This window comes from Nocardia yamanashiensis, from assembly GCF_021183565.1.
Classification (GTDB): domain Bacteria; phylum Actinomycetota; class Actinomycetes; order Mycobacteriales; family Mycobacteriaceae; genus Nocardia; species Nocardia yamanashiensis.
Map to the genome: position 1 here is coordinate 62,135 of NZ_CP089226.1, position 22,270 is coordinate 84,404.

At 69.8% G+C, this 22,270-nt stretch carries 24 protein-coding genes; 18 read left to right on the top strand and 6 right to left on the bottom strand.

The window, feature by feature from the left end:
* Positions 1-2 precede the first annotated feature (2 nt).
* Positions 3-731: a respiratory nitrate reductase subunit gamma gene (gene narI / locus LTV02_RS00320; RefSeq protein WP_233041910.1), complete on the top strand. Its 729-nt coding sequence runs from the start codon at positions 3-5 to the stop codon at positions 729-731.
* Between the two features lie 15 nt (positions 732-746).
* On the opposite strand, the gene LTV02_RS00325 is transcribed toward narI, so the two are convergent.
* Genes LTV02_RS00325 through LTV02_RS00345 form a run of 5 tightly spaced genes read right to left on the bottom strand, consistent with a single transcriptional unit; the run spans position 747 to position 3,202 of the window.
* Positions 747-1,448, bottom strand: coding sequence for an LppX_LprAFG lipoprotein (locus LTV02_RS00325; RefSeq protein ID WP_233036780.1), 702 nt, complete (start codon positions 1,446-1,448; stop codon positions 747-749).
* Complete coding sequence (locus tag LTV02_RS00330) at positions 1,445-1,858, bottom strand: 3-hydroxyacyl-ACP dehydratase FabZ family protein (protein WP_233036782.1); 414 nt, start codon at positions 1,856-1,858, stop codon at positions 1,445-1,447. The genes LTV02_RS00325 and LTV02_RS00330 overlap by 4 nt, the downstream gene beginning before the upstream one ends.
* Positions 1,855-2,319 (bottom strand): hotdog family protein, encoded by a 465-nt coding sequence (locus LTV02_RS00335; protein ID WP_233036784.1) that lies wholly within the window; start codon positions 2,317-2,319, stop codon positions 1,855-1,857. Before LTV02_RS00335 ends, LTV02_RS00330 begins: the two co-directional genes overlap by 4 nt.
* A 5-nt stretch (positions 2,320-2,324) precedes the next feature.
* Positions 2,325-2,948, bottom strand: a complete 624-nt coding sequence (locus LTV02_RS00340) for a hypothetical protein (RefSeq protein WP_233036791.1) — start codon at positions 2,946-2,948, stop codon at positions 2,325-2,327.
* Complete coding sequence (locus LTV02_RS00345) at positions 2,945-3,202, bottom strand: hypothetical protein (RefSeq protein ID WP_233036794.1); 258 nt, start codon at positions 3,200-3,202, stop codon at positions 2,945-2,947. Before LTV02_RS00345 ends, LTV02_RS00340 begins: the two co-directional genes overlap by 4 nt.
* A gap of 243 nt (positions 3,203-3,445) precedes the next feature.
* Here LTV02_RS00345 and LTV02_RS00350 point away from each other — a divergent pair, with 243 nt between their 5' ends.
* The 14 genes from LTV02_RS00350 (at position 3,446) to LTV02_RS00415 (ending at position 17,572) form a co-directional block, all read left to right on the top strand.
* On the top strand, positions 3,446-3,892 hold the full coding sequence (locus tag LTV02_RS00350) for an SCP2 sterol-binding domain-containing protein (protein WP_233036796.1): 447 nt from the start codon (positions 3,446-3,448) through the stop codon (positions 3,890-3,892).
* A 276-nt stretch (positions 3,893-4,168) separates the two neighbouring features.
* Positions 4,169-4,438: an acyl carrier protein gene (locus LTV02_RS00355; RefSeq protein ID WP_233036798.1), complete on the top strand. Its 270-nt coding sequence runs from the start codon at positions 4,169-4,171 to the stop codon at positions 4,436-4,438.
* A gap of 3 nt (positions 4,439-4,441) precedes the next feature.
* A complete protein-coding gene (locus LTV02_RS00360; protein ID WP_233036800.1) occupies positions 4,442-5,590 on the top strand; it encodes a 3-oxoacyl-[acyl-carrier-protein] synthase III C-terminal domain-containing protein in 1,149 nt (382 codons plus the stop codon).
* Entirely contained in the window at positions 5,587-6,516 is a 930-nt protein-coding gene (locus tag LTV02_RS00365; protein WP_233036802.1) for a hypothetical protein, read from the top strand. The genes LTV02_RS00360 and LTV02_RS00365 overlap by 4 nt, the downstream gene beginning before the upstream one ends.
* Positions 6,513-8,219 (top strand): FAD-dependent monooxygenase, encoded by a 1,707-nt coding sequence (locus tag LTV02_RS00370; protein WP_233036804.1) that lies wholly within the window; start codon positions 6,513-6,515, stop codon positions 8,217-8,219. Before LTV02_RS00365 ends, LTV02_RS00370 begins: the two co-directional genes overlap by 4 nt.
* Complete coding sequence (locus LTV02_RS00375; RefSeq protein ID WP_233036806.1) at positions 8,216-8,728, top strand: SCP2 sterol-binding domain-containing protein; 513 nt, start codon at positions 8,216-8,218, stop codon at positions 8,726-8,728. Before LTV02_RS00370 ends, LTV02_RS00375 begins: the two co-directional genes overlap by 4 nt.
* On the top strand, positions 8,725-9,960 hold the full coding sequence (fabF, locus tag LTV02_RS00380) for a beta-ketoacyl-ACP synthase II (protein WP_233036813.1): 1,236 nt from the start codon (positions 8,725-8,727) through the stop codon (positions 9,958-9,960). The genes LTV02_RS00375 and fabF overlap by 4 nt, the downstream gene beginning before the upstream one ends.
* Positions 9,961-9,971: 11 nt before the next feature.
* The gene (locus tag LTV02_RS00385; RefSeq protein WP_233036815.1) at positions 9,972-10,445 is read left to right on the top strand and encodes a DUF3237 domain-containing protein; all 474 of its coding nucleotides are present in this window, start codon (positions 9,972-9,974) and stop codon (positions 10,443-10,445) included.
* A 1-nt stretch (position 10,446) separates the two neighbouring features.
* On the top strand, positions 10,447-11,199 hold the full coding sequence (locus LTV02_RS00390) for an ABC transporter ATP-binding protein (protein WP_233036817.1): 753 nt from the start codon (positions 10,447-10,449) through the stop codon (positions 11,197-11,199).
* 2 nt (positions 11,200-11,201) lie between these two features.
* Complete coding sequence (locus LTV02_RS00395) at positions 11,202-11,939, top strand: ABC transporter permease (RefSeq protein WP_233036819.1); 738 nt, start codon at positions 11,202-11,204, stop codon at positions 11,937-11,939.
* Positions 11,940-11,975: 36 nt separating this feature from the next.
* The gene (locus LTV02_RS00400) at positions 11,976-12,965 is read left to right on the top strand and encodes a DUF1702 family protein (protein WP_233036821.1); all 990 of its coding nucleotides are present in this window, start codon (positions 11,976-11,978) and stop codon (positions 12,963-12,965) included.
* On the top strand, positions 12,962-14,380 hold the full coding sequence (locus LTV02_RS00405) for an ABC1 kinase family protein (RefSeq protein ID WP_233036823.1): 1,419 nt from the start codon (positions 12,962-12,964) through the stop codon (positions 14,378-14,380). Before LTV02_RS00400 ends, LTV02_RS00405 begins: the two co-directional genes overlap by 4 nt.
* 139 nt (positions 14,381-14,519) lie before the next feature.
* Positions 14,520-16,682 carry a LuxR C-terminal-related transcriptional regulator gene (locus LTV02_RS00410; protein ID WP_233036825.1) on the top strand — a complete coding sequence of 721 codons (2,163 nt, stop codon included), beginning with the start codon at positions 14,520-14,522 and terminating at the stop codon, positions 16,680-16,682.
* Positions 16,683-16,780: 98 nt separating this feature from the next.
* Positions 16,781-17,572, top strand: a complete 792-nt coding sequence (locus LTV02_RS00415) for an alpha/beta fold hydrolase (protein WP_233036827.1) — start codon at positions 16,781-16,783, stop codon at positions 17,570-17,572.
* Here the strand turns inward: LTV02_RS00415 and LTV02_RS00420 are convergent.
* Positions 17,561-18,349: a helix-turn-helix transcriptional regulator gene (locus LTV02_RS00420; RefSeq protein WP_233036837.1), complete on the bottom strand. Its 789-nt coding sequence runs from the start codon at positions 18,347-18,349 to the stop codon at positions 17,561-17,563. The genes LTV02_RS00415 and LTV02_RS00420 overlap by 12 nt on opposite strands.
* Positions 18,350-18,568: 219 nt before the next feature.
* Between LTV02_RS00420 and LTV02_RS00425 the strand changes: the two genes are divergently transcribed.
* From LTV02_RS00425 to LTV02_RS00435, 3 genes are read left to right on the top strand one after another with little or no spacing between them, the layout of a single operon-like run.
* Positions 18,569-19,747 (top strand): 2-deoxy-scyllo-inosose synthase, encoded by a 1,179-nt coding sequence (locus tag LTV02_RS00425; RefSeq protein ID WP_233036839.1) that lies wholly within the window; start codon positions 18,569-18,571, stop codon positions 19,745-19,747.
* Positions 19,748-19,752: 5 nt separating this feature from the next.
* Positions 19,753-21,036, top strand: coding sequence for a DegT/DnrJ/EryC1/StrS family aminotransferase (locus LTV02_RS00430; RefSeq protein WP_233036841.1), 1,284 nt, complete (start codon positions 19,753-19,755; stop codon positions 21,034-21,036).
* Positions 21,033-22,244 (top strand): GNAT family N-acetyltransferase, encoded by a 1,212-nt coding sequence (locus tag LTV02_RS00435; protein ID WP_233036843.1) that lies wholly within the window; start codon positions 21,033-21,035, stop codon positions 22,242-22,244. Before LTV02_RS00430 ends, LTV02_RS00435 begins: the two co-directional genes overlap by 4 nt.
* Positions 22,245-22,270 lie beyond the last annotated feature (26 nt).

The window sequence follows — 22,270 nt, forward strand, 5'->3', positions numbered from 1 at the left end:
CATTGAGCGCCAAGGACTATCTGCTCTGGGTCGCCGTACCCTACGTGGCGCTGGCCGTCTGCGTCGTCGGCTTGATCTGGCGCTACCGCTACGACAAGTTCGGCTGGACCACCCGCTCCTCCCAGCTCTACGAGAACCGCCTGCTCCGCCTGGGCAGCCCGCTGTTCCACTACAGCATCGTCTTCGTCTTCTTCGGCCACGTCATCGGCCTGGTCATCCCGCAGTCCTGGACCGAGCAGCTCGGCATCAGCGAATCCGCCTACCACGCCGCCTCTTTCACCCTCGGCGCGATCGCCGGCCTCGCCACGGTGGCCGGCCTGCTCATCCTCATCTACCGCCGCCGCACCGTGGGCCCCGTCTTCTCCGCCACCACTCGCAACGACAAGATCATGTACGTCCTGCTCGGCCTCACCCTGGCCCTCGGCCTCGGCGCCACCCTCTACGGCAACCTCACCGGCCATCCGCACAACTACCGCGCGGACATCGCCCCCTGGTTCCGCTCCATCTTCTACTTCCAGCCCGAACCCGAACTCATGGTCGACGCCCCCCTCGGCTTCCAGCTGCACGCCCTCGCCGCCTGCGCCCTCTTCGCCTTCTGGCCCTTCAGCCGCCTGGTCCACGTCTTCTCCGCCCCCATCGGCTACCTGTCCCGCCCGTACGTCGTGTACCGCAGCCGGGACGCTCGCACGCTGGGTGCGAGCGAACCGCGGCGCGGCTGGGAACGGGTGTGATCACACCCGGCCCGATCAGTCGATCGCCGGAACGGTGACCTTCCGGTTCAGCTCCGACAGCGCGAAGTCGATGGCCACCGGCGCGCCGTCCGCGCCGGCCACCGTCAGCCGGGTGCCGACCGGCAGATGCCGTCCCGTCGCCGCGAACCACACCGTGAGGCGGGCATCCTCGCGCAGGGTGGGCAGCCACACCTGAGCGTCCGCGCGCGGCACGGTCCCGATCACCCGGAAAGCCATTACGCCGGAGTGGGTTTCCCGCACCTCGGTGCGGGCGTCGGTGATATTGGCCAGCATGCGCGCCAGACCGCGCTCGGGATCGAGCAGCGTGGACGGGATCGGCAGCTCACCGGCCCCCGAAAGCTTCGGCGCCGGACTGTATTTCCCGCTCGCCGATTTCGTGTACAGCTGACCGTTCCGTTCGACGAACTCCACCCGCTGGGAGCGATCGGCGCCCAGCACGATATCGGCGGCGCCCACCGACGACCCGGATTCGGACCCGCGGGGTGCGCGCACATCGGCGGAGAACGTCCGCGCCGCCAGACCCGGCACCGGCGCCGCGGCGGCCATCTCGACGTGGGCGCTGGCGACGTCGCCGCTGGCGGCCCGCGCGCCGCGCAGCAGGAACGCGGCATCGGGTAGCCCGCCGGTGCCGTCCCAGCATGCGGTGGCCCCGGCCAGGACGGCGAGGGCGATTGTGATCCGCCACAACACTCTCATCGCGCGACCGCCAATTCTTCGATGGTGACCGCGGATTCGGCGTCCACCGTGGCCTCGACGCGCCAATCCGGCTGCGGCGCGGACAAATCGGGCGTCGTGGCGAACACCTCGATCACCACCTCGTCACCGGGCACGATGAACCGCCGGAACCGGAACCGCCCGGCCGAGCGCAACCGCAACCAGGGGTCGTCGGCGGCGAGCCGGATCAAGGCCAGCGCGCTCTCCACCAGCAGCACCCCGGGCAGCACCGGGTAGCGTGGGAAATGGGTGGCGAACAGCGGCAGGGTGCCGGTCACATTGAGCCGGCCGCGGGCGCGGCGGCCGTACTCGAGCAGGTCGATCCGGTCCAGGCGCGGCGCGGCCAGGGTGGCCGGGCCGAGGGGAGGCGTAGTCAGCATGGCTTCTTTCACGGTCGGCTCCGATCCAGTGGTCCGCGGCCGAGCAGCGCGTGCGCCAGCCGTTCGGTATCTGCGGGGTCGTCGAGACGGTCGGCGTCGATGAGCGCGCACATGAGATTGCGCACCAGCAGGATCGGATTGCCGCCCACCGTCACCCGCCCGTGCACGACCGCGGTGCGCTGATACGCCGAGACCACCTCCGCGCTCATGCGCAGCACATCGCCGGGCACCGCCTCACCCAGCACGGTCACCTCTCCGATGCCGAGCAGGGCGGCGCGCTTGCGGTGTTCGGAACTCAGCAGCACCAGCCATGCCCCGGCCTGGCACAGCGCCTCGAGCACCACGCCGAACGGCGCGACCGGTCCGGCGGCCGAGGTCTGCCAGTAGTCCTCGTAGACGGAGGTGGCCTTGCGGGCGGTGATGCGCCGCATGGGTTCCCAGGACTCCACGCGGTCGACCAGATGAAATCGCATGTCGATCAGGGCTTTCCGAAGCTGTCGCGCAATTGTCCGGCCAGGGGCGCCGATACCGCGCCGATGAGCCGATCCAGCGCCGCCGGGTCCGCGATCCGCGCTGCCGCGCTGTGGATCTGGCCGGCGTCGAGCACGGCCACACAGCGGGACAGGTAGGCCGCGGGCAGGATCTCGATCATTTCGCCGAGCGTCGTCCAATCCTCCAGCTCGGCGAGCGCCCGGGCCGCCGCGACCAGCAGTTCCCGCGGCAGGCCCGCGATGACGGGCGCCGAGCGCCGCAGATCGAGATGGGTGGCGACGGCCGCGAGATACCGTGCGGGCAAGCGCTGGGCCACCGCCACCGCCCGCGCGGTGTCCAGCACGGAGGCGAGATACGCCGTCCACAGCGGATTGTCGTTGCGGGTGGCGACCTTGGCCGCGATGGGCGGCGGGATGACCTTGGTGACGGCCGCGACCTTGCTCAGGCCGGGGGCGACGGTGTCGTGGAACAGGTCCGTCACCGCATGCCGCAGGGCGGCGATGTCGGCGGCGGGCAGCTGCGCGAGGTGCTCGAGGCGTTCGACCGGCACCCCGAGCGCGCGGGCCAGGCGGATCACCTCGACGGTCGACGCGGTCGGTGCGGCGTTCACTGCCCCACCGCCTTCCGCACCACCGGGCGCAGGAATCCGGGCACATTGTCGAGCGCGCCCAGGGCGGCGTAGGAGAGTTCCACGAGCAGACGCTGATTCGCCTGCTCGATCAGTGTCGCCAGCTCCTCGAGTTGCGCCGCGGGCAATTGCGCGAAGCTGTCCGGCGCGGGCGTGCGCAGCACGGCGGTCAGCTTGTCGAAGCCGCTCGGGGCTGCCACGCCGGACGCCGCCGGGCGGGAATCAGGTGGGGTCATTTCACACTCTTCACTGGGACAGCGGTCGCGCCGAGCCGTACTCGACATCGAGCAATGGCCGAGAACCGCAGTGGTACAAGGAGAATCGAAGGACTCGCGAGTGTGTGGCCGGAGCCTAACACGGCGCGGGGACGAGCGCGCCCTCGTTGACCGGCCGGAATCGGGCTCCTATTCTCGTGCCACCGTGGCCCGGGCCCTCATGCCGCCGCGGTTCTTCCCTTCCTCAGCTCTGGAGTGAGTGACATGTCTTCGTCTTACCGGTATTCGGCCGCCGCGACGGCCGAGCAGGCCGCCGAGTTCAACGAGATCGTGCGGCGCATCGACGATCGGACGCTGCGTACCGCGATGGCCGATCCGGTGACCCGCGCGGTGGTGCTCGGCGCGGTGTTCGCGGGAATGCCACAGCGGGTGCGCGGCGACCGGATCGACGGCGTCACCGCGACGATCTGCTGGCGGATCGGCGCGGCGCCGGACTGCTGGACCGTCGTCATCGACGGCGGCGACTGTGTGGTGCGGCCGGGTATGACAGGCGAGATCCCCACTGTCACGCTGGAATTGGGCACCGTGGCGTTCCTCCGCATGATCGCAGGTCAGGCCGGTGGCATGGCGCTGGTGCTGAGCGGGAAGCTGCGCATCAAGGGCAGTCTCGTCATCGCCCGCCACCTGGAGGACTGGTTCGCGCGTGGCTGACGCGCCCGGTCTGCCATGGCAGGTTCTTGTCAACACTGAGCTGTCACAAGCGCGTTGACAGAGATCGAACCGTTATTTAATGTTCGGAACACCCCGCAAGAGATGCCGCGCATCCTGCGGATCTGCACAGGCGAGTGTGCGAATTGACGTATCGGCAATGTCGCCGGACAACCCACCCCAAAATCCGACCGGTAGACGCCGGTCAGCTGTCGTATCTGCTGTGCGCGTAATTCATGTGCGCCATTGTGAAAAGGTTTCCGCACCATGCCCGTTGATATGTCGATCAGGCAAGATATCGCAGAATTTCTGCACACCCATTACAACCTGGATCTCGACTCGATTTCCCCCGATGCCACCATGCAGGACATCGGGCTCGATTCGCTCGGGGTCCTGACCATCGCGGATCTCATCGAGACCAACTACGGAATCTCCCTGGACGACGAGCGAATCGCGTCCGTGCGGACCTTCGCCGGCCTGCTGGATCTCATCAAGCTCAAGCTGGCCGAGGCCGCCGCGGCCGAGACCCAGCCCGCCGAAGGCCGGTGACCCGTGCAGGCTTACATCACCGCGACCGGTCGTTTCCTACCCGGCGAGCCCGTCTCCAACGACGAGATGGAGGAGTACATCGGCAAGGCCGGCAGCGCCGCCTCCGGGCTCAAGGATCAGATCCTCGCCAATAACGGGATCAAGACCCGGTACTACGCCATCGACAAGCAGCAGCAGACCGTCGTCTCCAATGCCGCCATGGCGGCGGGCGCGGTGCGCAATGCCGTGCGGAACGCGGGGCTGGCCCCCGAGGACGTCGAAATGCTCGCCGCGGCAACGACTCTCCCGGACCTGATGGGACCCGGGCACGCCAGCATGGTGCACGGCGAGCTCGGCTATCCGCCCATGGAGATCATCACCGCGCACGGCATCTGCAGCTCCGGGATGATGGCGCTGAAGAACGCCTACCTCCAGGTCCGGATCGGCGAGAAGACCACCGCCGTCTCGGTGGCCAGCGAATTGGCCTCGCGCGGGTTCAAGCACACCCGCTACGAGGAGATGAAGGCGATCTCGGAAGACGGTTCGCTACCCATGGAGGCGGCGTTCCTGCGCTACATGCTCTCCGACGGCGCCGGCGCCGCGGTGGTCTCCAATGCCCCCGCGCCCGGCCGGATCAGCCTGCGGATCGACTGGATCTCGTTGACCTCCTATGCGAATACCCAGCAGGCGTGCATGTTCTTCGGCAGCAACAAGAATACGGCGGAAAAGACCTGGGGCGACTATCCCACCACCGCCGCGGCCGCTCTCGACGGTGCGCTCGCGCCGCGGCAGAAATTGTCGCTGCTGCCGCATCTGGTCCGCATCGGCATCGACGAATACGTAAAACTGGCCGAGGCCGGCAAATTCGATCCCGATGCCGTCACCTGGTTCCCCGCGCATTATTCGAGCGAACGCATGAAGACCATGCTGATCGGCGAATTGAAGCGGCGCGGAGTTTCCGCCGGACGGCCCGAGGCCTGGTTCAGCAATCTCACCCAGGTCGGAAATATCGGCAGCGCCAGCATTTACGTGATTCTCGACGAAATGCTCGAGACGGGGCTGGTCAAGGCCGGCGACACGCTGCTGTGCATGGTGCCGGAATCGGGCCGGTTCGCGATTTCGTTCATGCACCTGACCGCGGTCGCCGGGCCGTCGGACGGGGATCGGGCATGACGGCCGACCGGTCGCGCGGAAACGGCCGTCGCGCGGTCGTTTTCGAATACACCCAGACGGGGCAGTTGAGCGAGGTGGTGGACGCGCTGGTGGCCCCCATGGCCGCCGCGGGCTGGCGGATCCGCCGGGTCGCGGTGCGGCCCGCCACCCCGTTCCCGTTCCCCTGGCCGGTGCTGCGGTTCTTCGGCGTCTTCCCGGCCTGCGTGGACCAGGACGCCATCATCGAGCTGGCGGACGACGAATTCCATTCCGCGCCGGACGAATTGGTGATCTTCGCCTATCAGGTCTGGTACCTGGCGCCGTCGCTGCCCGCCCGGTCGCTGCTGGCGAAGCATTCGGAACTCTTCACCGGCCGCGAGGTGCTGAGCGTGGTCGCCTGCCGCAATATGTGGTACTCGGCCGCGGCGGAGGTGCAGGGCCGGCTGGCCGACGTGGGTGCGCGCGCCGTAGGCACGGTCGCGGCGATCGACACCCGGGCCCAGGCGATCACCTTCGTCACCACCCTGCGCTGGTTGCTCACCGGGCCGCGCGACGGCACGGTCTTCGGGCGCGCCGGGGTCGGCGCCGACGAACTGGAGCGCATCGGCGTGCTCGGCGCCCGCCTGGCCGACGCCGACGACCGTGCCGCCGTGCTCCGCAAATCCGATGCGGCACCGGTCGTTCCGGTACTGGCGGCCGCGGATCTGCTGGCGGGCAAGGCGTTCCGCAGGTTCGGGGCGGTCATCCGGCGGGCCGCCGGCCGCGGACCGCTGGCCTGGGCGGGCGCCATGACGGGCTTCGTCGCGACGCTGGGCGTGGCCATCGCCACCGGGCTGCCCGCGCTGGCCGTGGCCCGCCTGCTGTTCGGCTCGCACTTCGATCGATGGGTGACCGCGCGGGTCGCCGCCACCCTGGATCCCACCGCCCGCCCGGCGGTGACCGCATGACCGCCGACCGCACCCGGGTCGCCGTCATCGGGGCCGGACCGGCAGGTCTGGCGACGGCATCGTGCCTGGGGCACTGGGGGATTCCGACCGTGCTGCTGGAACGGCGCACCGCCCCGTCCGCGCACCCGCAGGCCACGCTGGTCAACACCCGGACCGCCGAGATCCTGCGCGAGCTGGGCGTGCTGGAAGCGACGCGGACGGCCGGAACCACGCTGGAGAACGCCACCCGGGTGCGCTTCCTGCACACGCAGACCGGCGCCGAGTTCGGGCGGCTGGAACTGGTGGAATCGACCGACAAGCTGATGCGGGTGCTCACCCAGAGCCCGGTCCAGCCGCTGCTGTGCCCGCAGAAGAAGTTGCAGACCGTCATGGCCGAGCAGCTCGCGCGGGACCCGGCCGTACGGATGATCACCGGCGCGCAGGTGACCGAATTGACCACCACCGCACAGGGAACCGCGCTCGCCTACCGCACCGCGGACGGCGTCTCGCATACCCTGGAAGCCGAGTACGTGGTGCTCGCGGAGGGCGTGCACGGCGGGTTGCGCGCCGGGGCCGGCATCGAGACCGTGGCCGAGCCGCCGCTGGGTACGCTGCTGGACATCCACTTCCGGGCGGACTCGCGGGTGCTCCCGCAGGCCACCGACAGCGTGCTGTCCTGGATCATGAACGACCGCACCGCGGGCGTGCTGATCACGGTCGCCCCCGAGGACGGCGAATGGATGCTGGAAGTGCCGCTGCCGGAAGCGGATCCGGCCATCGACCCCGGCGCGGCGGCCGAGATCCTGGCCGCCGCGCTCGGGCCGGGCGTGCCGACCGAGATCATCGGCATTCGCACCTGGACGATGGGTTCGAGCCGGGCGCGGCGCTGGCGGGACGCGAGCGGGCGGGTGCTCGTGGTGGGCGACGCCGCCCACACCTTCCCGCCCACCGGCGGTTTCGGCATGAACACCGGCATCCAGGACGGGCACAATCTGGCCTGGAAGCTGGCGGGCGTCCTCGGCGGCTGGGCCGCCCCGGAACTGCTGGACAGCTATGGATCCGAACGCGCGCCGGTGGCCGGCTTCAACGGTGCGCAGAGCGAGCGCAATGCCCTGGCCATGCGCGAGTTCGCCGTCACCGCGGCGGCCCTGCTGGCCGACGCCGCCGCCGATCCGGCCGAGCGGGCCGAGCGGCTGCGCGCCGGAGTCGAACTCCAGCGGCCGCATTTCGATATCTCCGGGCAGGCGCTCGGCTTCCGCTACGGGGCCGGCGACGTGGTGGAGCAGGTCGTCGACTACCGGCCGCGCGTCGAATTCGGCTGCCGGGCACCGCATTTCTGGCTCCGCCGGGCCGACGGGGAACTGCTGTCCACGCTGGATCTGCCCGACCGCGGCTTCGCGCTGGTGTTCGGCCCGGCCGCGGCCGACCTGTGGATCGACGCGGTCGGCTACGTCTACCTGATGAACACCGTGCCCGTGCACGCGGCGCTGGTGCTCGGGCAGGAGAGCACCGGCGGCGAGCGCACCGGCGCCCGGTCGCTGGTGGACCACTCCGGTGAGATGTCGGCCGCCTACGGGCTCACCGGCGCCGCCACCGCCGTGCTGATCCGTCCCGATGGTCACATCGCCGCGGTGCTGCCCGGTGACGACCCCTACAACGAACTGATCAACGCCGTAATCGACGGCACCACAACCGGTTACACGAAATCAGAGGTGTTGGTGTGAGAACCGAGGCACTCACGCAGGCGATCGCGCTCGCGACGACGACCGGAAAGGCCACCGCGGCGCAGATCGAGGATCTGCTCTCGGGTGAACGGCCCCGGGTGCGTTCGGTCGTGGAGGTGATGCCGGAATCCGATCTGCGCTGGGCGCTGGGCACCGATCTGGGGGAGCAGGCGCTGCTCAATGCCTTCGAACTGATGCCCAGCTACTACGTGCCGGGCGAGTTCACCGATCCGATCATCGTGCGTTACAAGGTGACTCGCGCGCCCGGTGCGCCGGTCGAGCAGGACGTTTTCTTCGGTCCCGACGAGTGCCGGGCGGGCCCGGTGGATCCCGCGCACCAGCCGGATCTGAGCATCTTCGTCGACGGCCTGGGTTTCGTGCGGGTCGCGACCGGACTGGTCAAGGGCATGGAACTGCTCATGCGCGGCGAGTTGAAACTGCAGGGCAATGTGCAGGTGGCGATGAAGACCGAGATCTTCTTCGGCCTGGCCGCGGCGGCGAAATCATGAGCGGGCCACAGCGGGTCGTCATCACCGGCATCGGACTGGTCACTCCGATCGGGACCGGCGTGGAGGACTTCTGGAAGCAGCTGATCGCGGGCGAGAGCGGGGTGCGCACGATCACCTCCTTCGACCCGTCCTTCAACCGGGTCCGGATCGCCGCCGAGGTACCGGATTTCGATCCTGCACGCTGGCTGGAATACAAGGACGTGCGCCGCTTCGACCGGGTCGGGCACCTGGCCGTCGCCGCCGCCGAGCTGACCGTGGCCGACCAGGCGCTCGACGGACTCGACCGGGACGAGATCGCCGCCATTGTCGGGTGCGGGCTGGGCGGGACGCGGACCGCGCAGACCGGCATTCAGGACCAGGCCAACGGCCGGAACGTCTCACCGCTGTTCATCCCGATGGCGATGGCCAACTTCGCCGCCTCCACGGTGGCATTCCGGCATCAGCTCGGCGGCCCCTGCTACGCCCCGCTGTCGGCCTGCTCGTCCTCGGCGGACGCGGTCGGCCAGGGCTATCGCATGGTGCGCGACGGTCACGCGGTGGCCGCCCTGGTCGGCGGCGCGGAGGCCGCGGTGAATCCGGTGGTGCTGTCCGGCTTCACGAGCATGCGGGCGCTGTCGAAGCACAATGACGATCCGCAGGGCGCGTGCCGGCCGTTCTCCAAGGACCGCGACGGTTTCGTGCTCGGCGAAGGCGCGGGCATGCTGCTGCTGGAAACCCTCGACTCGGCGCGGGCGCGCGACGCGCACATCTACGCCGAGGTCTGCGGGTACGGACAGGTGGTGGACACCCACCACGTCACCGCGCCCCGCGAGGACGGCGCGTGCGCGGCCCGGGCGATGACGCTGGCCATGCGCGAAGCCGGGGTGGCGCCCGACGAGGTCGGCTACATCAACGCGCACGGCACCGGCACGCTGCTGTCGGATCCGGCCGAAACCAATGCCGTGCACCGGGCTTTCGGCGCGTACGGCAAGCGGGTGCCGATCAGTTCGACCAAGGCGATGACCGGTCACATGCTCGGCGCGACCGGTGCGGTGGAGGCGGCCATCTGCGCGCTCGCCATCGATCGCGGCACGCTGCCGCCGACCATCAACTACAACGAACCCGATCCGGCGTGCGAGGTGGACTGCGTCCCGAATGTCGCGCGCACCGCGAAGGTCGAGGTGGCGCTGTCGAATTCGATCGCCTTCGGCGGACACAACGTGACGCTCGCCTTCCGGCGCGTCGAGGACTGACAGGGGAATCCATGGAACTGACACATATCGGCACCGTCACCGCCAATTTGAAACCGCCGGTCATGATCGGGCCGGGACCGTACGGCGTGCGCATGTTCTTCGAGATCCTCGACGGCGTGCTGGAGGGCGAGCCCGGCGTGCCGGAGGTGGCCACCATTACCGGCAAAGTGCTCTCCGGCGGCGGGGACTGGGCGCTGATCGGACCGGACGGCTGGGTCCGGCTCGACGTTCGAGTGCAGTTCCAGACCCCGGAGGGCGGCGCGATCTACGCCGCCTTCCCCGGGCTGATCGAATTGAACGAACCGGTGCAGGCGGCAATCGCGGCCGGCACCGGCACCGGCTTCGGTGACCAATACTTCCGGGTCACACCGCAATTGGAGACCGGCGACACCGACTTCGCCTGGGTCAACCACACCATGTTCCTGGGGGAAGGCCGTTTCATCGACGGCTTCGGCCTGCAATACAAGATGTATCGAGTGGGCTGAGATGACCGGATCACAGACCGCGGCCATCGCCGTCGAGGACCTGGTGGTGGTGCGCGACGGCCGCCCCGTGCTGCAGGGGCTGTCGTTCCGAGTGACGCCCGGCAGCGTCACCGGTTTGCTCGGGCCGAGCGGCTGCGGCAAGACCACGCTCATCCGGTCCATCGTCGGCGTCCAGCAGATCAAGGCCGGCACGGTGACGGTGCTGGGCCTGCCCGGCGGCAGCGCCGCGCTGCGCCCGAAGATCGGCTACGTCACCCAGCAGCCCGCCGTGTACGCGGACCTCACCGTCCGCCAGAACGTGCGGTACTTCGGTGCGGTGTACGGGGTTTCGGCCGCATCCGTCGACCGCACCCTGCGTGACGTCGGGCTGGACGACCGGCCCGACCAGCTGGTGGATCAGCTCTCCGGCGGGCAGCAGGCGCGGGTGTCGCTGGCCTGCGCCCTGGTCGCCCGGCCCGAGGTGCTGGTGCTGGACGAACCGACCGTCGGGCTCGACCCGGTGCTGCGCCGCGATCTGTGGGATCAGTTCCGGGGGCTGGCGGCGGACGGCGCGACGCTGCTCGTCTCCAGCCACGTGATGGACGAGGCCGAACGCTGTGATCGCCTGCTGCTCATGCGGGAAGGGCGGCTGCTGGCCGATGAGACGCCGGAGGAACTGCGAGCGGCCACCGGCGTACCGAATCTGGAGGAGGCGTTCCTGCAACTGGTGCTGGCCCAGGAACGCCGCCTCGACCCGACCACGCAGGGAGCCTGACCGTGTCGATCCGACTCACGCTGTGGACCGCCGCCCGGGTGCTGAACCAGCTGCGCCACGACCGCCGGACCATCGGCCTGATCCTGGTGGTGCCGAGCGTGCTGCTGACCCTGCTGCACTTCGTATTCGACCGCAGGCCCGACATTTTCGATCAGATCGGGCTGCTGCTGCTCGGCATCTTCCCCTTCACCTCCATGTTCCTCATCACCAGCGTGGCCATGCTGCGCGAGCGGACCACCGGCACGCTCGAGCGCCTGCTCTCCATGCCGCTGAACAAGCTGGATCTGCTGCTCGGCTACGGCCTGGCCTTCGCCGCGGTGGCCGTCGTGCAGGCCACCGTGGCGGCGAGCGTGGCCTACCGGTTCCTCGGCTTGCAGACCCAGGGGCACATGGCGGTGGTGCTGATCATCGTCGTCGCCACCGCGGTGCTCGGCTCCTCCACCGGCCTGTTCACCAGCGCCTTCGCCCGAACCGAGTTCCAGGCCCTGCAATTCGCGCCGTCGGTGATCATTCCGCAGCTGCTGCTGTGCGGGCTGATCTGGCCGCGCGAGGAGATGTCCGCGCCGCTGCGCGCGGCCAGCGACGTGGTGCCGCTGCGCTACGCGGCCGAAGCGCTGGGCGAGGTCGGCACCTACCCGGAGCCGACCACCGTGCTGTGGCGCGACCTGGCCGTCATCCTGGCCTTCGGCATCACCCTGCTGACTCTCGGCGCGGCCACGCTGCGACGTCAGTCACGTTGATCCGCAACATTATTCGCATTGAAGAGATGGAATCCGATGGCAACTCTGCTGACGGTGGCCCGGCATCTGGTGCCCGCGCCGACCATGAACGACATGAAGTTCGCCGCCCGGGGCTTCCCGGCCGCGGCGAACGAGGTGAGCCGGCGCTTCGAAGGCGTTTCGCGAGCGGTGCTGGAGGGCTTCGAGTACGGGGCCGATATCGACGACCCCGACGAGGTGGCGCGGCGGCTGGAATGGGTGGACCCGCGCTACCGGAGCCTCGCCTACGAGGGCGCCATCGCCGCCATGACGCTGCGGGATCTGCTCGCGCTCGGGCGCACCGATCGGGCCGAGGAGTTCACCCGCACGCACGGCGAACCGCATTCGCTCATGGCCTACGTCGGCTACGGACTGGTCATGTCGCGGCTGCCGCGCCCGCTGTGGCGGCGGGCCATGCCGCGCTTCGACTCGAATCCGCTGGTCGCCCGATTGGGCTGGCTGGCCGTCGACGGCTACGGCTTCGATCGCGCCTTCTTCGACCCGCGGCGCTGGATCGTCGAACATCGCCGGCCGCCGCGCTACCCGTGGGCGGGCGCGCCCGACTACTTCCCGCGCGCCTTCGACCAGGGCGTGGGCCGGGCGCTGAGTTTCTACTACGGCGGTGACTGCGCCGCGGTCGCGGACGCGGTCGAGGCCTTCGAACCGGATCGGCGCGGCGATCTGTGGAGCGGAATCGGCGCGGCCGCAACGTATATCGGCGGGCAGCCCGCCGCCGAGCTGGAGGCGCTGCTCGCGCGGGCCGGGGCGCACGCGCCGGATCTGGCGATCGGGGCGGTGATGGCCGTCAAGGCCAGGCATTACGCGGGCTGGGTGCCCGAGAGCGCGGAGCTGGGCGCGGAGCTGTTCTGCCGGTCCGACGTCGCCGAGATCTCGGCCTTCGCCGAGGCGGCGGCGGAAGCGCCCGCCGAACCCGGCGCGGTGCCCGATTACGAGCAGTGGCGCTTGCGGATTCGCGCCCGCTTCGCCGATCTCGAGGTGCGATCGTGAGTGCGGAACCGCTGCCGCTGCGCGGCGCCGCGACCCCGGCGGTGCCGCCCGCGGAGCTGTTCGCGGTCCCCCGCCCGCCGCTGGATGCCTTCGGCCCGGCCGAAGCGGTCCGGATGCTCACCATCGCCGGGGTGCTCGGCGCCAGCGTTGCGCATCGAATCATTCGCCGCGCCTGGGGATTCGGTGCGAAGCGCGCGAATCGCCGGGTGGCGGCAGCGGAGGGCGTGGTGGACGGCTTCGAACGGCTCGGCCCGCTGTTCGTCAAGCTCGGCCAGCTCATCGCCTCCTCCAGCGGCGCGTTCCCCAAGGAGCTGTCGGACGCGTGCCTGCGCTGCCTCGACGATGTGCCGCCGTTCCCCGCGGAACTGGTGCGCCGCACGGTCGCCGCCGATCTGGGCCGCCCGATCGAGGAGTTGTTCCTGCACTTCGACGACGAGCCCCTCTCGGCGGCCTCGGTCGCGCAGGTGCACGCGGTGGTGCTGGCCGATGGCCGCGAAGCGGTGGTCAAGGTGCAACGACCCGGCATGGCGCGCCGGATGATCGTGGATCTGCGGGCCGCGCTGCTCACCGCGCGCCTGCTGGAACGGCGTTCGGAGGCGGCGCGGATCGCCAATGCCGTCGGCGTGGTCCGGGACCTGTACGAGGTGACCGTCTCGGAGCTGAACTTCCTCGTCGAGGCCGAACACCAGGCGCGGATCGGCGCTGCTGTCGGGGCCTTCGGCGACAATGCCGGAGTCGTTGTCCCGGAACCATTCTGGGATTACTGCGGACCGCGGGTGCTGTGCATGGAACGGCTGCGCGGCATCCCCCTGGATCGCTTCGACGCGGTTCGCGCGGCCGGTGCGGACCCGGAGCTGCTGATCCGCCGGCTGGTCAAGGTGTGGCTGGAAGGCGTTGCGGTACACGGACTTTTCCACGGCGACGTGCACGCGGGCAATCTGTGGCTGCTCGACGACGGCCGGCTGGCCATGCTGGACTTCGGCATCGTCGGCACCATGACCCCGCCCTGGCAGGCACTGGTACGGGCGATGTTCCGGGCCAGCGCCTTCGACGGCGATTTCACCCCGGTCGCGGTCGCGCTGCGTGAGCTCGGCCTGTTCACCGGGCAGAGCACCGACGATGTCGCGATCGGGGAGCAACTGGCCATGGTGATGGGGCCGATCCTGTCCGGCGAGCTCGCGGAGATGGATCTGAAGTCGGTCACTTCGCAACTGCTGGATTTCGGCCGGGGGACCGGGGCGTCCGGACCGGAACAGCTGATCCTGATGGGCAAACAGCTCGGCTATTTCGAGCGGTACGCGGTCGCGCTGGCGCCGGGCTGGCGGCTCGGGCGAGATCTGTATCTGCTGCGCAATATCTTTCCCGAGCAGGTCCTCGCGGCGGCGGCCGAGCGCGGCCTGGAATTGCCCTCATGACCGGCTGATCCAACGATCATGTTCTAAGATTTTTCTGTCCGGGCGGAGGTTCGGCCCGGACGCTGGAGAGGGATGAATGCAAGATACCGGTCGGTGGGGGAATGCTGTAGCCGGGGTGGGACGCTATCGAATTCCTACATTGGTCGGCCGGCAGGCGCCGCTCGCCGAGCTGCGGCGGCTGATCATCGATCCGCGGATCCGGTTGCTCACGGTGACCGGACTCGCCGGGATCGGCAAGAGCAGGCTCGCCGCGGAGGTGGCCGCGACCCTCGAAAGTCGCTCGCTCACGGTGGATTTGGCCGAGTCCACCGAACCCGCGCAGGTCTGGGCGGCGATCCTGCGGGAACAGGACAGGGATCCGCCTGGGCGGCGGGCCGTGGCCGATCATCTCGGCTCCGGGCCCGCGGTGCTGTTCCTGGACAATTGCGATCGCCTGGTGGGGACCATGGCGGGTGAACTGCCGGAACTGTTGTCCCACAACCCGGATCTGACGATCGTCGCGACCAGCCGGCGCGCTCTCGGGCTCTACCAGGAATGCCTGTATCAGATTCCGCCGCTGGAGACCGCGGCGACGCCGCATCCCGACGGGCCCAGCCCGGCCGCCGAATTGCTGCTCAACAGCATCGAAACCCGTTTCCGCAGTGCGACTTCCGCGGTGGATCCAGCGATCGCCGAGGAGATCGCGGTGGAGCTGGGCGGGGTGCCGCTGGGCCTGGAACTGGCCGCGACCGCCATCGCCCGGATCGGCGCCGAGCGGACGCTGCTCCAGATCAGGTCCGGGCACCCGCTGCCGCCGTCGCCGTTCGTCGATATGCCCTTGCGGCACCGGACCATTCGCGATTGCGTCGAATGGGCCTCCACCGATCTGTGCGTCTCGGTGATCAATCTGCTGCTCCAGATCTCGAGCTCCGACGTACTCGCCGATCTGGAGGAAGTGCTGCAGCTGAGCGGCGAATGGCGCGACCGCGTCACCGACGGCCTGGCCAAGCTGGTCAATCACAGCCTGCTCGACCACACCGTCGCCGACAACGGCAATTACGCCTACACCATCTCCGGCTTCACCCGCACCTACTGCCGTCAGCTCATGCACGCGGATACCGAACGCGCGCAACTGATTCGAGCGGTCCGCGCGCACGGTATCGGCCAGCTCGCCGCCGAGATCGCGCGCCTGCGCGCCGAACCGGGCGGGCGCGCCACGGCCGCACGGCTCATCGACCGCTGGTTGACCGATCTGCTCGGCACCGTGCGATACCTGATCGACCAGGGCCGGGGCGAGCAGGCCGTGGTGCTGCTGCGGGAACTCGAGGACGTCTGGATCGAACGCCGGATGCTCGTCTACGCCGAGTCGATTCTGCTCGGCCTGCTCGCCGAGGCGGATGGCGCCGTCGCCCGCGCCTGCCGGGAATTGCTGGGCCGCTGGGCATTACGGTCCGGCCGGTTCCACGATGCCGTCGGACTGTTGAGCCGGGCCGCCCCGAGTACCGATCCCGCCGTCACCCGATGTCTCGCGCTCGCCTACCACGAAACCGATAAACCGGAACAGGCGCGGCTGCTGTTCGCCGGCGCACCGCTGGACGCCGCCGGTTCGCCGCGGGAGCGTGAGGTGGGCGAGCTGATCGAGGAATTGGCCGAACTGGGCGATCCCTCCGGTGCGGACGAGAGCTGGGCCGCGCTGCGCGATCGGGCGCTGGCGCTGCCGCAGGCCGCGGACCGGCTCGGCGTGCTGGGCGTGCTGGGGCGCACGCTGCTGCGCGCTCAGGCGCCCCGGCGCGCGCTCGGGGTGTTCCACCTGGTGCTCCGCACGCCCGATCCGGCCGGGCATCTGACGGAGGTGGTCACCGCGCTGGAGGGCTGCGCCCGCGCCTACCACGCGGCGGGCGCGGACTATTCCGAGCAGGTCCATCGGTTGTCCGCCGCCGCGCGCTGGATTCGCGACACCTACGCGCTGCCCCAGCTCACCGACCATGTGGACGTGTCGAAAGCGCCGGCGGACAGCGATGATCCGGCCATTTCCACCATCGGGGCGGTGCTCGATATCGGCGAGGCGATCGCCTACGCGCTGGCCGCGCCGCCGCTGCCCGCCGACGACTTCGACTCGCCCGTATCACGGCTGACCAAGCGGCAGCTGGAGATCGCCCGGCTGGTGGCGGACGGAATGACCAACCGGATGATCGCCAGCCGTTTGGGAATCGCCGAATGGACGGTGGTGAATCACCTGCGCCAGGTGATGGCGCGGCTGGACTGCCCCTCGCGGTTGCATGTCGCACTGGTGATCCAGCGTGGGGCGCAGCGGACGGCGTGAGTCCCCGGCGGCCTTGCGGACCCGAATAATGGTGTCATGTGGAAGCTTTCGTTTTCAGATAGCGTGGGGGTCCGCAAGCGACACTGGAGAGTTGGTAGATGCCGTTCGTCACGCGCGGGGGCGTGCAGGTCAGTTACAGCGATAGCGGGGGCGGGGAACGGGCGATAGTGCTGGGGCACTGCCTGTTCATGGATCAGGAGATGTTCGCGGCGCAGGTGGCGGGGCTGGCGCCGGAGTATCGGGTGATCACCATCGATTCGCGGGGGCACGGGGCCAGCCGGGACGACGGGGGGCCGTTCAGTTACTGGGACCTGGCGCGCGACGCCTGGGCGGTGGTGGACGAGCTGGGGCTGGAAAAGGTGGTGGTGGGCGGGGTTTCGCACGGGGCGTTCACGGCGCTGCGGATGGCGTTGCTGGCGCGGCCGCGGGTGGAGGGGGTGATCACGCTCAGTGCCACCGCCGTCGCCATGGACGCGCAGCGCCGGGTGGGCTACACCGAGGTGATCGATGCCTGGACGATCGGCACGCCGTTCGCGGCGACGGCGCGCATGGTGGCCTCGCTGATGATCGGCGGGACCGCGCAGGATCAGCAGCCGTGGCGGGACAAATGGCTGACCGGCGATCGGGAGCGGACGCGGATGGCGGCCGAATGCTCCATCAACCGGGATTCGGTGGTGGAGCTGCTGGGGGAGATCACCTGCCCGGCGCTGGTGATCCGCGGCGACAGCGATCATTCCGCGCGGCCCTTCGAAACCGACCAATTGGCGGCGGCATTCGGCGGGCCGGTCGAGACGCACACCATCATCGGGGCGGCCATGACGCCGAACCTCACGCATCCGGAACAGGTCAACGCGTTGCTGCGGAAGTTCCTGGCCGACCTACCCGGCTGAGGCGGGGCCGGTCAGGCCGATGAAGAGCTGGTGGGCGGGACCGGGCGCGGTGCCGCGGTAGCGCTGGACGCGCACCTCGAAAACCGTTGCGGTGCGCGGATCCCGGAGCGCGAAGTCCGGGTCGGGCCGGCCCAGATGGACGTGCCCGGCGGCCCACATGCGCCGGAAGTCGGGCTGGCGCTCCAGATCTCGCAGCACCGCTTCGGCCTCGTCGCGGCCGGACGCCATGGCGGCGTAGGAGCGGAACCGGCCGACCAGCAGGGTGGCCTCGCGTTCCCATTCCTCGACCACGATGCGGGCGCGCGGATCGGTGAACATCCAGCGCAGCACATGACTGCCTGGCGTCAGGCCGGGTAGCGCGTCGCCGAAAGCGTTGTTGTGGTCGATGATCCGCCAGCCGTTGTCCAGCGCCGCCGCCAGATGCGGTTGCAGCGCGTCCAAGGTGGCGCGAATGGCGCTGTCGGGCGCGCGCAATGGCGGCACCGCCGCCGCAGGACGTTGCTGCGCCAGGTGATACAGGTGCACCCGGGCCGCGGTGTCCAGCTCCAGCACGGTGGCGAGCGAATCCAGAATGGCGGCACTGGGATTGAGCGCCTCACCCTGCTCGATCTTCGCGATATAGCCGAGGCTGGCGTGCGTGGCCTCGGCGAGTTCCTTGCGGGTCAGCCCGGCCGGATGGCGGCCGGTGGGCCGGGACCGGCGTTCGCGAACGAACTCGGCCAGCGTCGGTGCGCGCAGGACGGCGTGAGTGTCGCCGCCAACGGTGCTGTCTACCAACGGATCTCCCTTCTCGCAAGATCTTTCGCCAGGATAAGCACCGGGGGTGGTTCTGTCCGCCGGTTCGACACTTCCCACGGTGTGCCGAATCTCGCACCACCACTGCCGGTGGTACCGCCGGGCCCGGCGTTCCGGACGGTGGTACCGGGCCCTGGGTGAGGTCATGACTGGGGTATCCGAGCGGTTGCCCCGTGCGCCTGCGCATTCGATTCTTGCTGTGTGAATTCAACGTGGCCGGAACGCTCGGGATTGCATTCGCGCACCATTCGAATCGGTGACCGATCGTTTCCCTATTTCTTCGGTGCCGACTGCGTCGGTGAAATCGCCGACGGGCTGGCCGGGCTGGGTGCGGATCTGCTGGTTGTGGTGACCGACGATCAGGTCCGCGCGCTGTACTCCGGGGTGCTGGCGCGATGGGGCGAGCGGACCCGGACCGTGGTGCTCAGCCACCCCGCCGGGGAATCCATGAAAACCCTGTCCTGCCTGGCGGAACACCTCGAAGCGGCACTGGCGGCCGGGGCCACCCGGCGGTCGGTGGTGGTGTCCTTCGGCGGCGGCGTGCCGGGCAATCTGGCCGGTGTGATGGCCGGTCTGCTCTTTCGCGGCGTGCGCCTGGTGCACGTGCCGACCACCACCATCGCCGCCATGGATTCGGTGCTGTCGCTGAAACAGGCGATAAACAGTCCGGTCGGCAAGAACGGTCTCGGCACCTATTACGCGCCGGCTGCCGTGTATACCGATGTGCGTTTCTTCACCAGCCTCCCGATTCGCGAATTGCGTTCCGGGCTGTGCGAAATGGCGAAGAATTGCCTGGCCATTCGGCCGGAATCGATCGCGGGGCTGCGCGCGGTCATCTCCGGCGGTGACCTGGGTGCGCCGCGGGCGCTGGCATGGCTCCTGGACGCCAGCATCGACGCCAAATCGGCGGTCACCCGGGACGACACTTTCGAGCGGCGGGCCGGGTTGGTGCTGGAGTACGGGCACACCACCGGGCACGCCATCGAGCTGTGCGACCATCGGGCGCGGGGTGCGGAGGGGCTGCCGCACGGGGTGGCCATCGCACTGGGAATGCTGGTGGCGGCGCATATCTCGCACGCGCGCGGCTGGCTGTCCGAGGACGCGGTGCGCACCCACTACGAGATCGTGACCGGGCTGGGCGTGGATCCGCGTCTGCCGGCTGCGGTGCACGCGGACGACGTGCTGCGGGTGATCGCCGACGACAACAAGAAGGGCTATCTGGAGCCGCGGGCGGACAGCGTCCCGTTCGTGCTGCTGCGGGCGCTCGGGCGACCGGCCATGACCGGGGAGCTGCCGCTGGTTCCGGTGTCCCACGGCGAGATTCGCGCCGCCCTCGACCTGCTGGCGCGGCGGCCGGCGGCGCTCCCGGCGGCGGGGTGACGATCATGCTGGCGATGGACGGCGGGCAGCCGGTGCGGACGGCGGCGTGGCCGCGCTGGCCGCAGCACGACGAACACACCGAACAGGCCGTGCTCGCGGCGCTGCGCTCGGATCGCTGGTCGGTCAGCTGGTACAGCCCGCGCGGCGGGAAATCCCGGGAACGACTGTTCGGCGAGGCTTTCGCGCGCTACAACGGGGCCGCGTACGGGGTGAGCGTGGACCACGGCTCCAGCGCGCTGGTGATCACCCTGGAGGCGCTCGGTATCGGACCCGGCGACGAGGTGATCGTGCCGGCGCTCACCTGGGTCGCGCCCGCCACCGCGGTGCTGCGGGTCGGCGCGGTGCCGGTGCTGGTGGACGTGGACGCCGAATCCGGTTGCGTCACCGGCGAATCGATTCGTGCGGCGGTGACCGCCCGCACCCGCGCGGTGATCGCGGTGCATCTGGCCTGCACCGCGGTCGAGCTGGACGAGGTGCTGGCCGCCACCTGCACCGAGGGCATCCCGCTCATCGAGGACTGCTCGCAGGCGCACGGCACCCGGTGGGCGGGGCGGATGGTCGGCACCTTCGGCAATGCCGGGGTGTTCAGTCTCGGCGCGGCCAAGACCCTCGCGGGCGGTGAGGGCGGCGCGGTCATCACCGACCGCAGGCAGCTGTATCAGCGGATGCTGTTGCTGCGCGCGGACTCTCGCGGCTACACCGAGCACGATCCCGCGCCGGGTGAGTACGAGCTGGTCGAACGCGGCGACATCATGGGCGCGAACTACTGCATGCCGGAACTGACCGCGGCGGTGCTCCTCGATCAGCTGCCCCGGCTCGACGCCCAGCACGAACACCGCGCACTGCGCGCGGCTGAACTGGAGGCCGGGCTGGCCGCCATCCCGGGGCTGAGCCCGATCCCGGTGCCCGCCGCGGTGGATCGGCGCGCGGTGTACGAGTACGGAATCCGGTTCCGGGCGGGCACTTTCGGCGGGGCATCGATCGAAGCGGTGGCCGCCGCACTGACCGCCGAACTGGGCGTCAAGGTCTATCCGCCGCGAGTGCCGTTGCATCGCAGCGAACTGCTGCGCCCGCACACCAAACCGCGCTTCGCCCGCTTCTGGAACCCCGCCGTCGAACGGGCGGCCGGACGCGCCTTCCCGGCGGCCGATCACTACCGCGACCACACCCTGCTGCTGCATCACAGTGTGCTGCTCGGGGCGCGCACCGAGGTCGAGGACATCCTCACCGCGCTGGAAAAGGTGCGCTTCCACGCCGATTCACTCACGACGAAAGGTGTTGGCGTATGACCACCGTGGACCTGATGGCCCGCTGGGAGAGCGTATCGATGGACGGCTTGCACGTCCGGCGGGCGCGCGAGGACGACTGGGACGCCCTGCACGATGCCTACGACCGGGCCTTCGGCGGCATTCGCGCCAAGGACGTCGCGAGCTGGCGGCGGCAGTTCCGGCTCTCCGATATCGCGGTGGCCGAAGACATCTCGGATCCGGACGCGCCGTTCCTGGTCGGCAGCCTGGCGGTGCTGCGCATGCGGATCACCGCGCCCGGCGGCGGGCAGCTGCGGGCGGCGGTGTGCGCACAGGGGCTGATCGCGCCGACGCATCAGAAGCGCGGCATCTACGCCCGGCTGCAGGCCGAAACTCTGTACATCGCACGGGAATTCGACGCCGACGTGTTCGGCGGCGCGCCGGGACCGGGCGCGCACTACGGCTACGCGGGCCCGGCCGCGCACACCCGTTCGCTGCGCATCGACCGGCGGCGCGCGAAACTCCTGGCGGGGGCCGATGATTCGGGCTGGTGCCGGGAGTCGCGGCCGGGTGCGGCACGGCCGCTGATCCGCGAGATCTACGAACGCTGGCAGCGCGGCACGCCCGGGGCCTTGGATCGCAGCGCGCATTTCTGGGCGGCGACCTTCGACGACGAATCCTTCGTCATCGTGCACCCGGACGGCTACGTGCTCTACGACCTGATCGGGGACGTGGTGCGGGTGCGCGACTTCTGCGCCGTCACCGCCGCCGCGCATCGCGAACTGCTGCGCTGCCTGCTCGGGCACACCGAATACGCGGAGATCCAGCTCGAGACCGCGCTCGACGACCCGACCCCGCTGCTCTTCGAGGACCCGCGCGTCACCGCCGTGACCGGGGTCGGGGCCGAGCTGCGCATGTTCATCCTGAACGCGCCCAAGGCTTTCGAACGCCGCGCCTACCGGGCCGACTTCCACGGCGTCATCGAGGTGACCGATCCCTACGGCATGGGTTCGGGGCTGTTCGGGCTGGACGTCACTGCGGGGGAGGGTCGCTGGGAACCGGTCCCGGCGGGCACCCCGCCCGATGTGCGGGTCGGGCCGGTCGAGCTGGCCAGTGCCTACTTCGGCGCGCACACGCCCCTCGAACTGTGGCGGGCCGGGCGCATCCAGGAACTCACCGCCGGGGCCGTGACCGCGCTCGACAACGCGCTGGTGCCGGACCGGCGGCCCGTCAATATCACCGCGGTCTGACCGGCCGCACCACCGATAGAGCAGGA

Bases quoted from the DNA above. Each gene is read 5' to 3' on its own strand.
- LTV02_RS00325 (WP_233036780.1), bottom strand. From the start codon at position 1,448: ATGAGAGTGTTGTGGCGGATCACAATCGCCCTCGCCGTCCTGGCCGGG.
- LTV02_RS00385 (WP_233036815.1), top strand. From the start codon at position 9,972: ATGGAACTGACACATATCGGCACCGTCACCGCCAATTTGAAACCGCCG.
- LTV02_RS00415 (WP_233036827.1), top strand. From the start codon at position 16,781: ATGCCGTTCGTCACGCGCGGGGGCGTGCAGGTCAGTTACAGCGATAGC.
- LTV02_RS00335 (WP_233036784.1), bottom strand. From the start codon at position 2,319: ATGCGATTTCATCTGGTCGACCGCGTGGAGTCCTGGGAACCCATGCGG.
- LTV02_RS00365 (WP_233036802.1), top strand. From the start codon at position 5,587: ATGACGGCCGACCGGTCGCGCGGAAACGGCCGTCGCGCGGTCGTTTTC.
- fabF (WP_233036813.1), top strand. From the start codon at position 8,725: ATGAGCGGGCCACAGCGGGTCGTCATCACCGGCATCGGACTGGTCACT.
- LTV02_RS00400 (WP_233036821.1), top strand. From the start codon at position 11,976: ATGGCAACTCTGCTGACGGTGGCCCGGCATCTGGTGCCCGCGCCGACC.
- LTV02_RS00350 (WP_233036796.1), top strand. From the start codon at position 3,446: ATGTCTTCGTCTTACCGGTATTCGGCCGCCGCGACGGCCGAGCAGGCC.
- LTV02_RS00370 (WP_233036804.1), top strand. From the start codon at position 6,513: ATGACCGCCGACCGCACCCGGGTCGCCGTCATCGGGGCCGGACCGGCA.
- LTV02_RS00345 (WP_233036794.1), bottom strand. From the start codon at position 3,202: ATGACCCCACCTGATTCCCGCCCGGCGGCGTCCGGCGTGGCAGCCCCG.
- LTV02_RS00390 (WP_233036817.1), top strand. From the start codon at position 10,447: ATGACCGGATCACAGACCGCGGCCATCGCCGTCGAGGACCTGGTGGTG.
- LTV02_RS00355 (WP_233036798.1), top strand. From the start codon at position 4,169: ATGTCGATCAGGCAAGATATCGCAGAATTTCTGCACACCCATTACAAC.
- LTV02_RS00435 (WP_233036843.1), top strand. From the start codon at position 21,033: ATGACCACCGTGGACCTGATGGCCCGCTGGGAGAGCGTATCGATGGAC.
- LTV02_RS00430 (WP_233036841.1), top strand. From the start codon at position 19,753: ATGCTGGCGATGGACGGCGGGCAGCCGGTGCGGACGGCGGCGTGGCCG.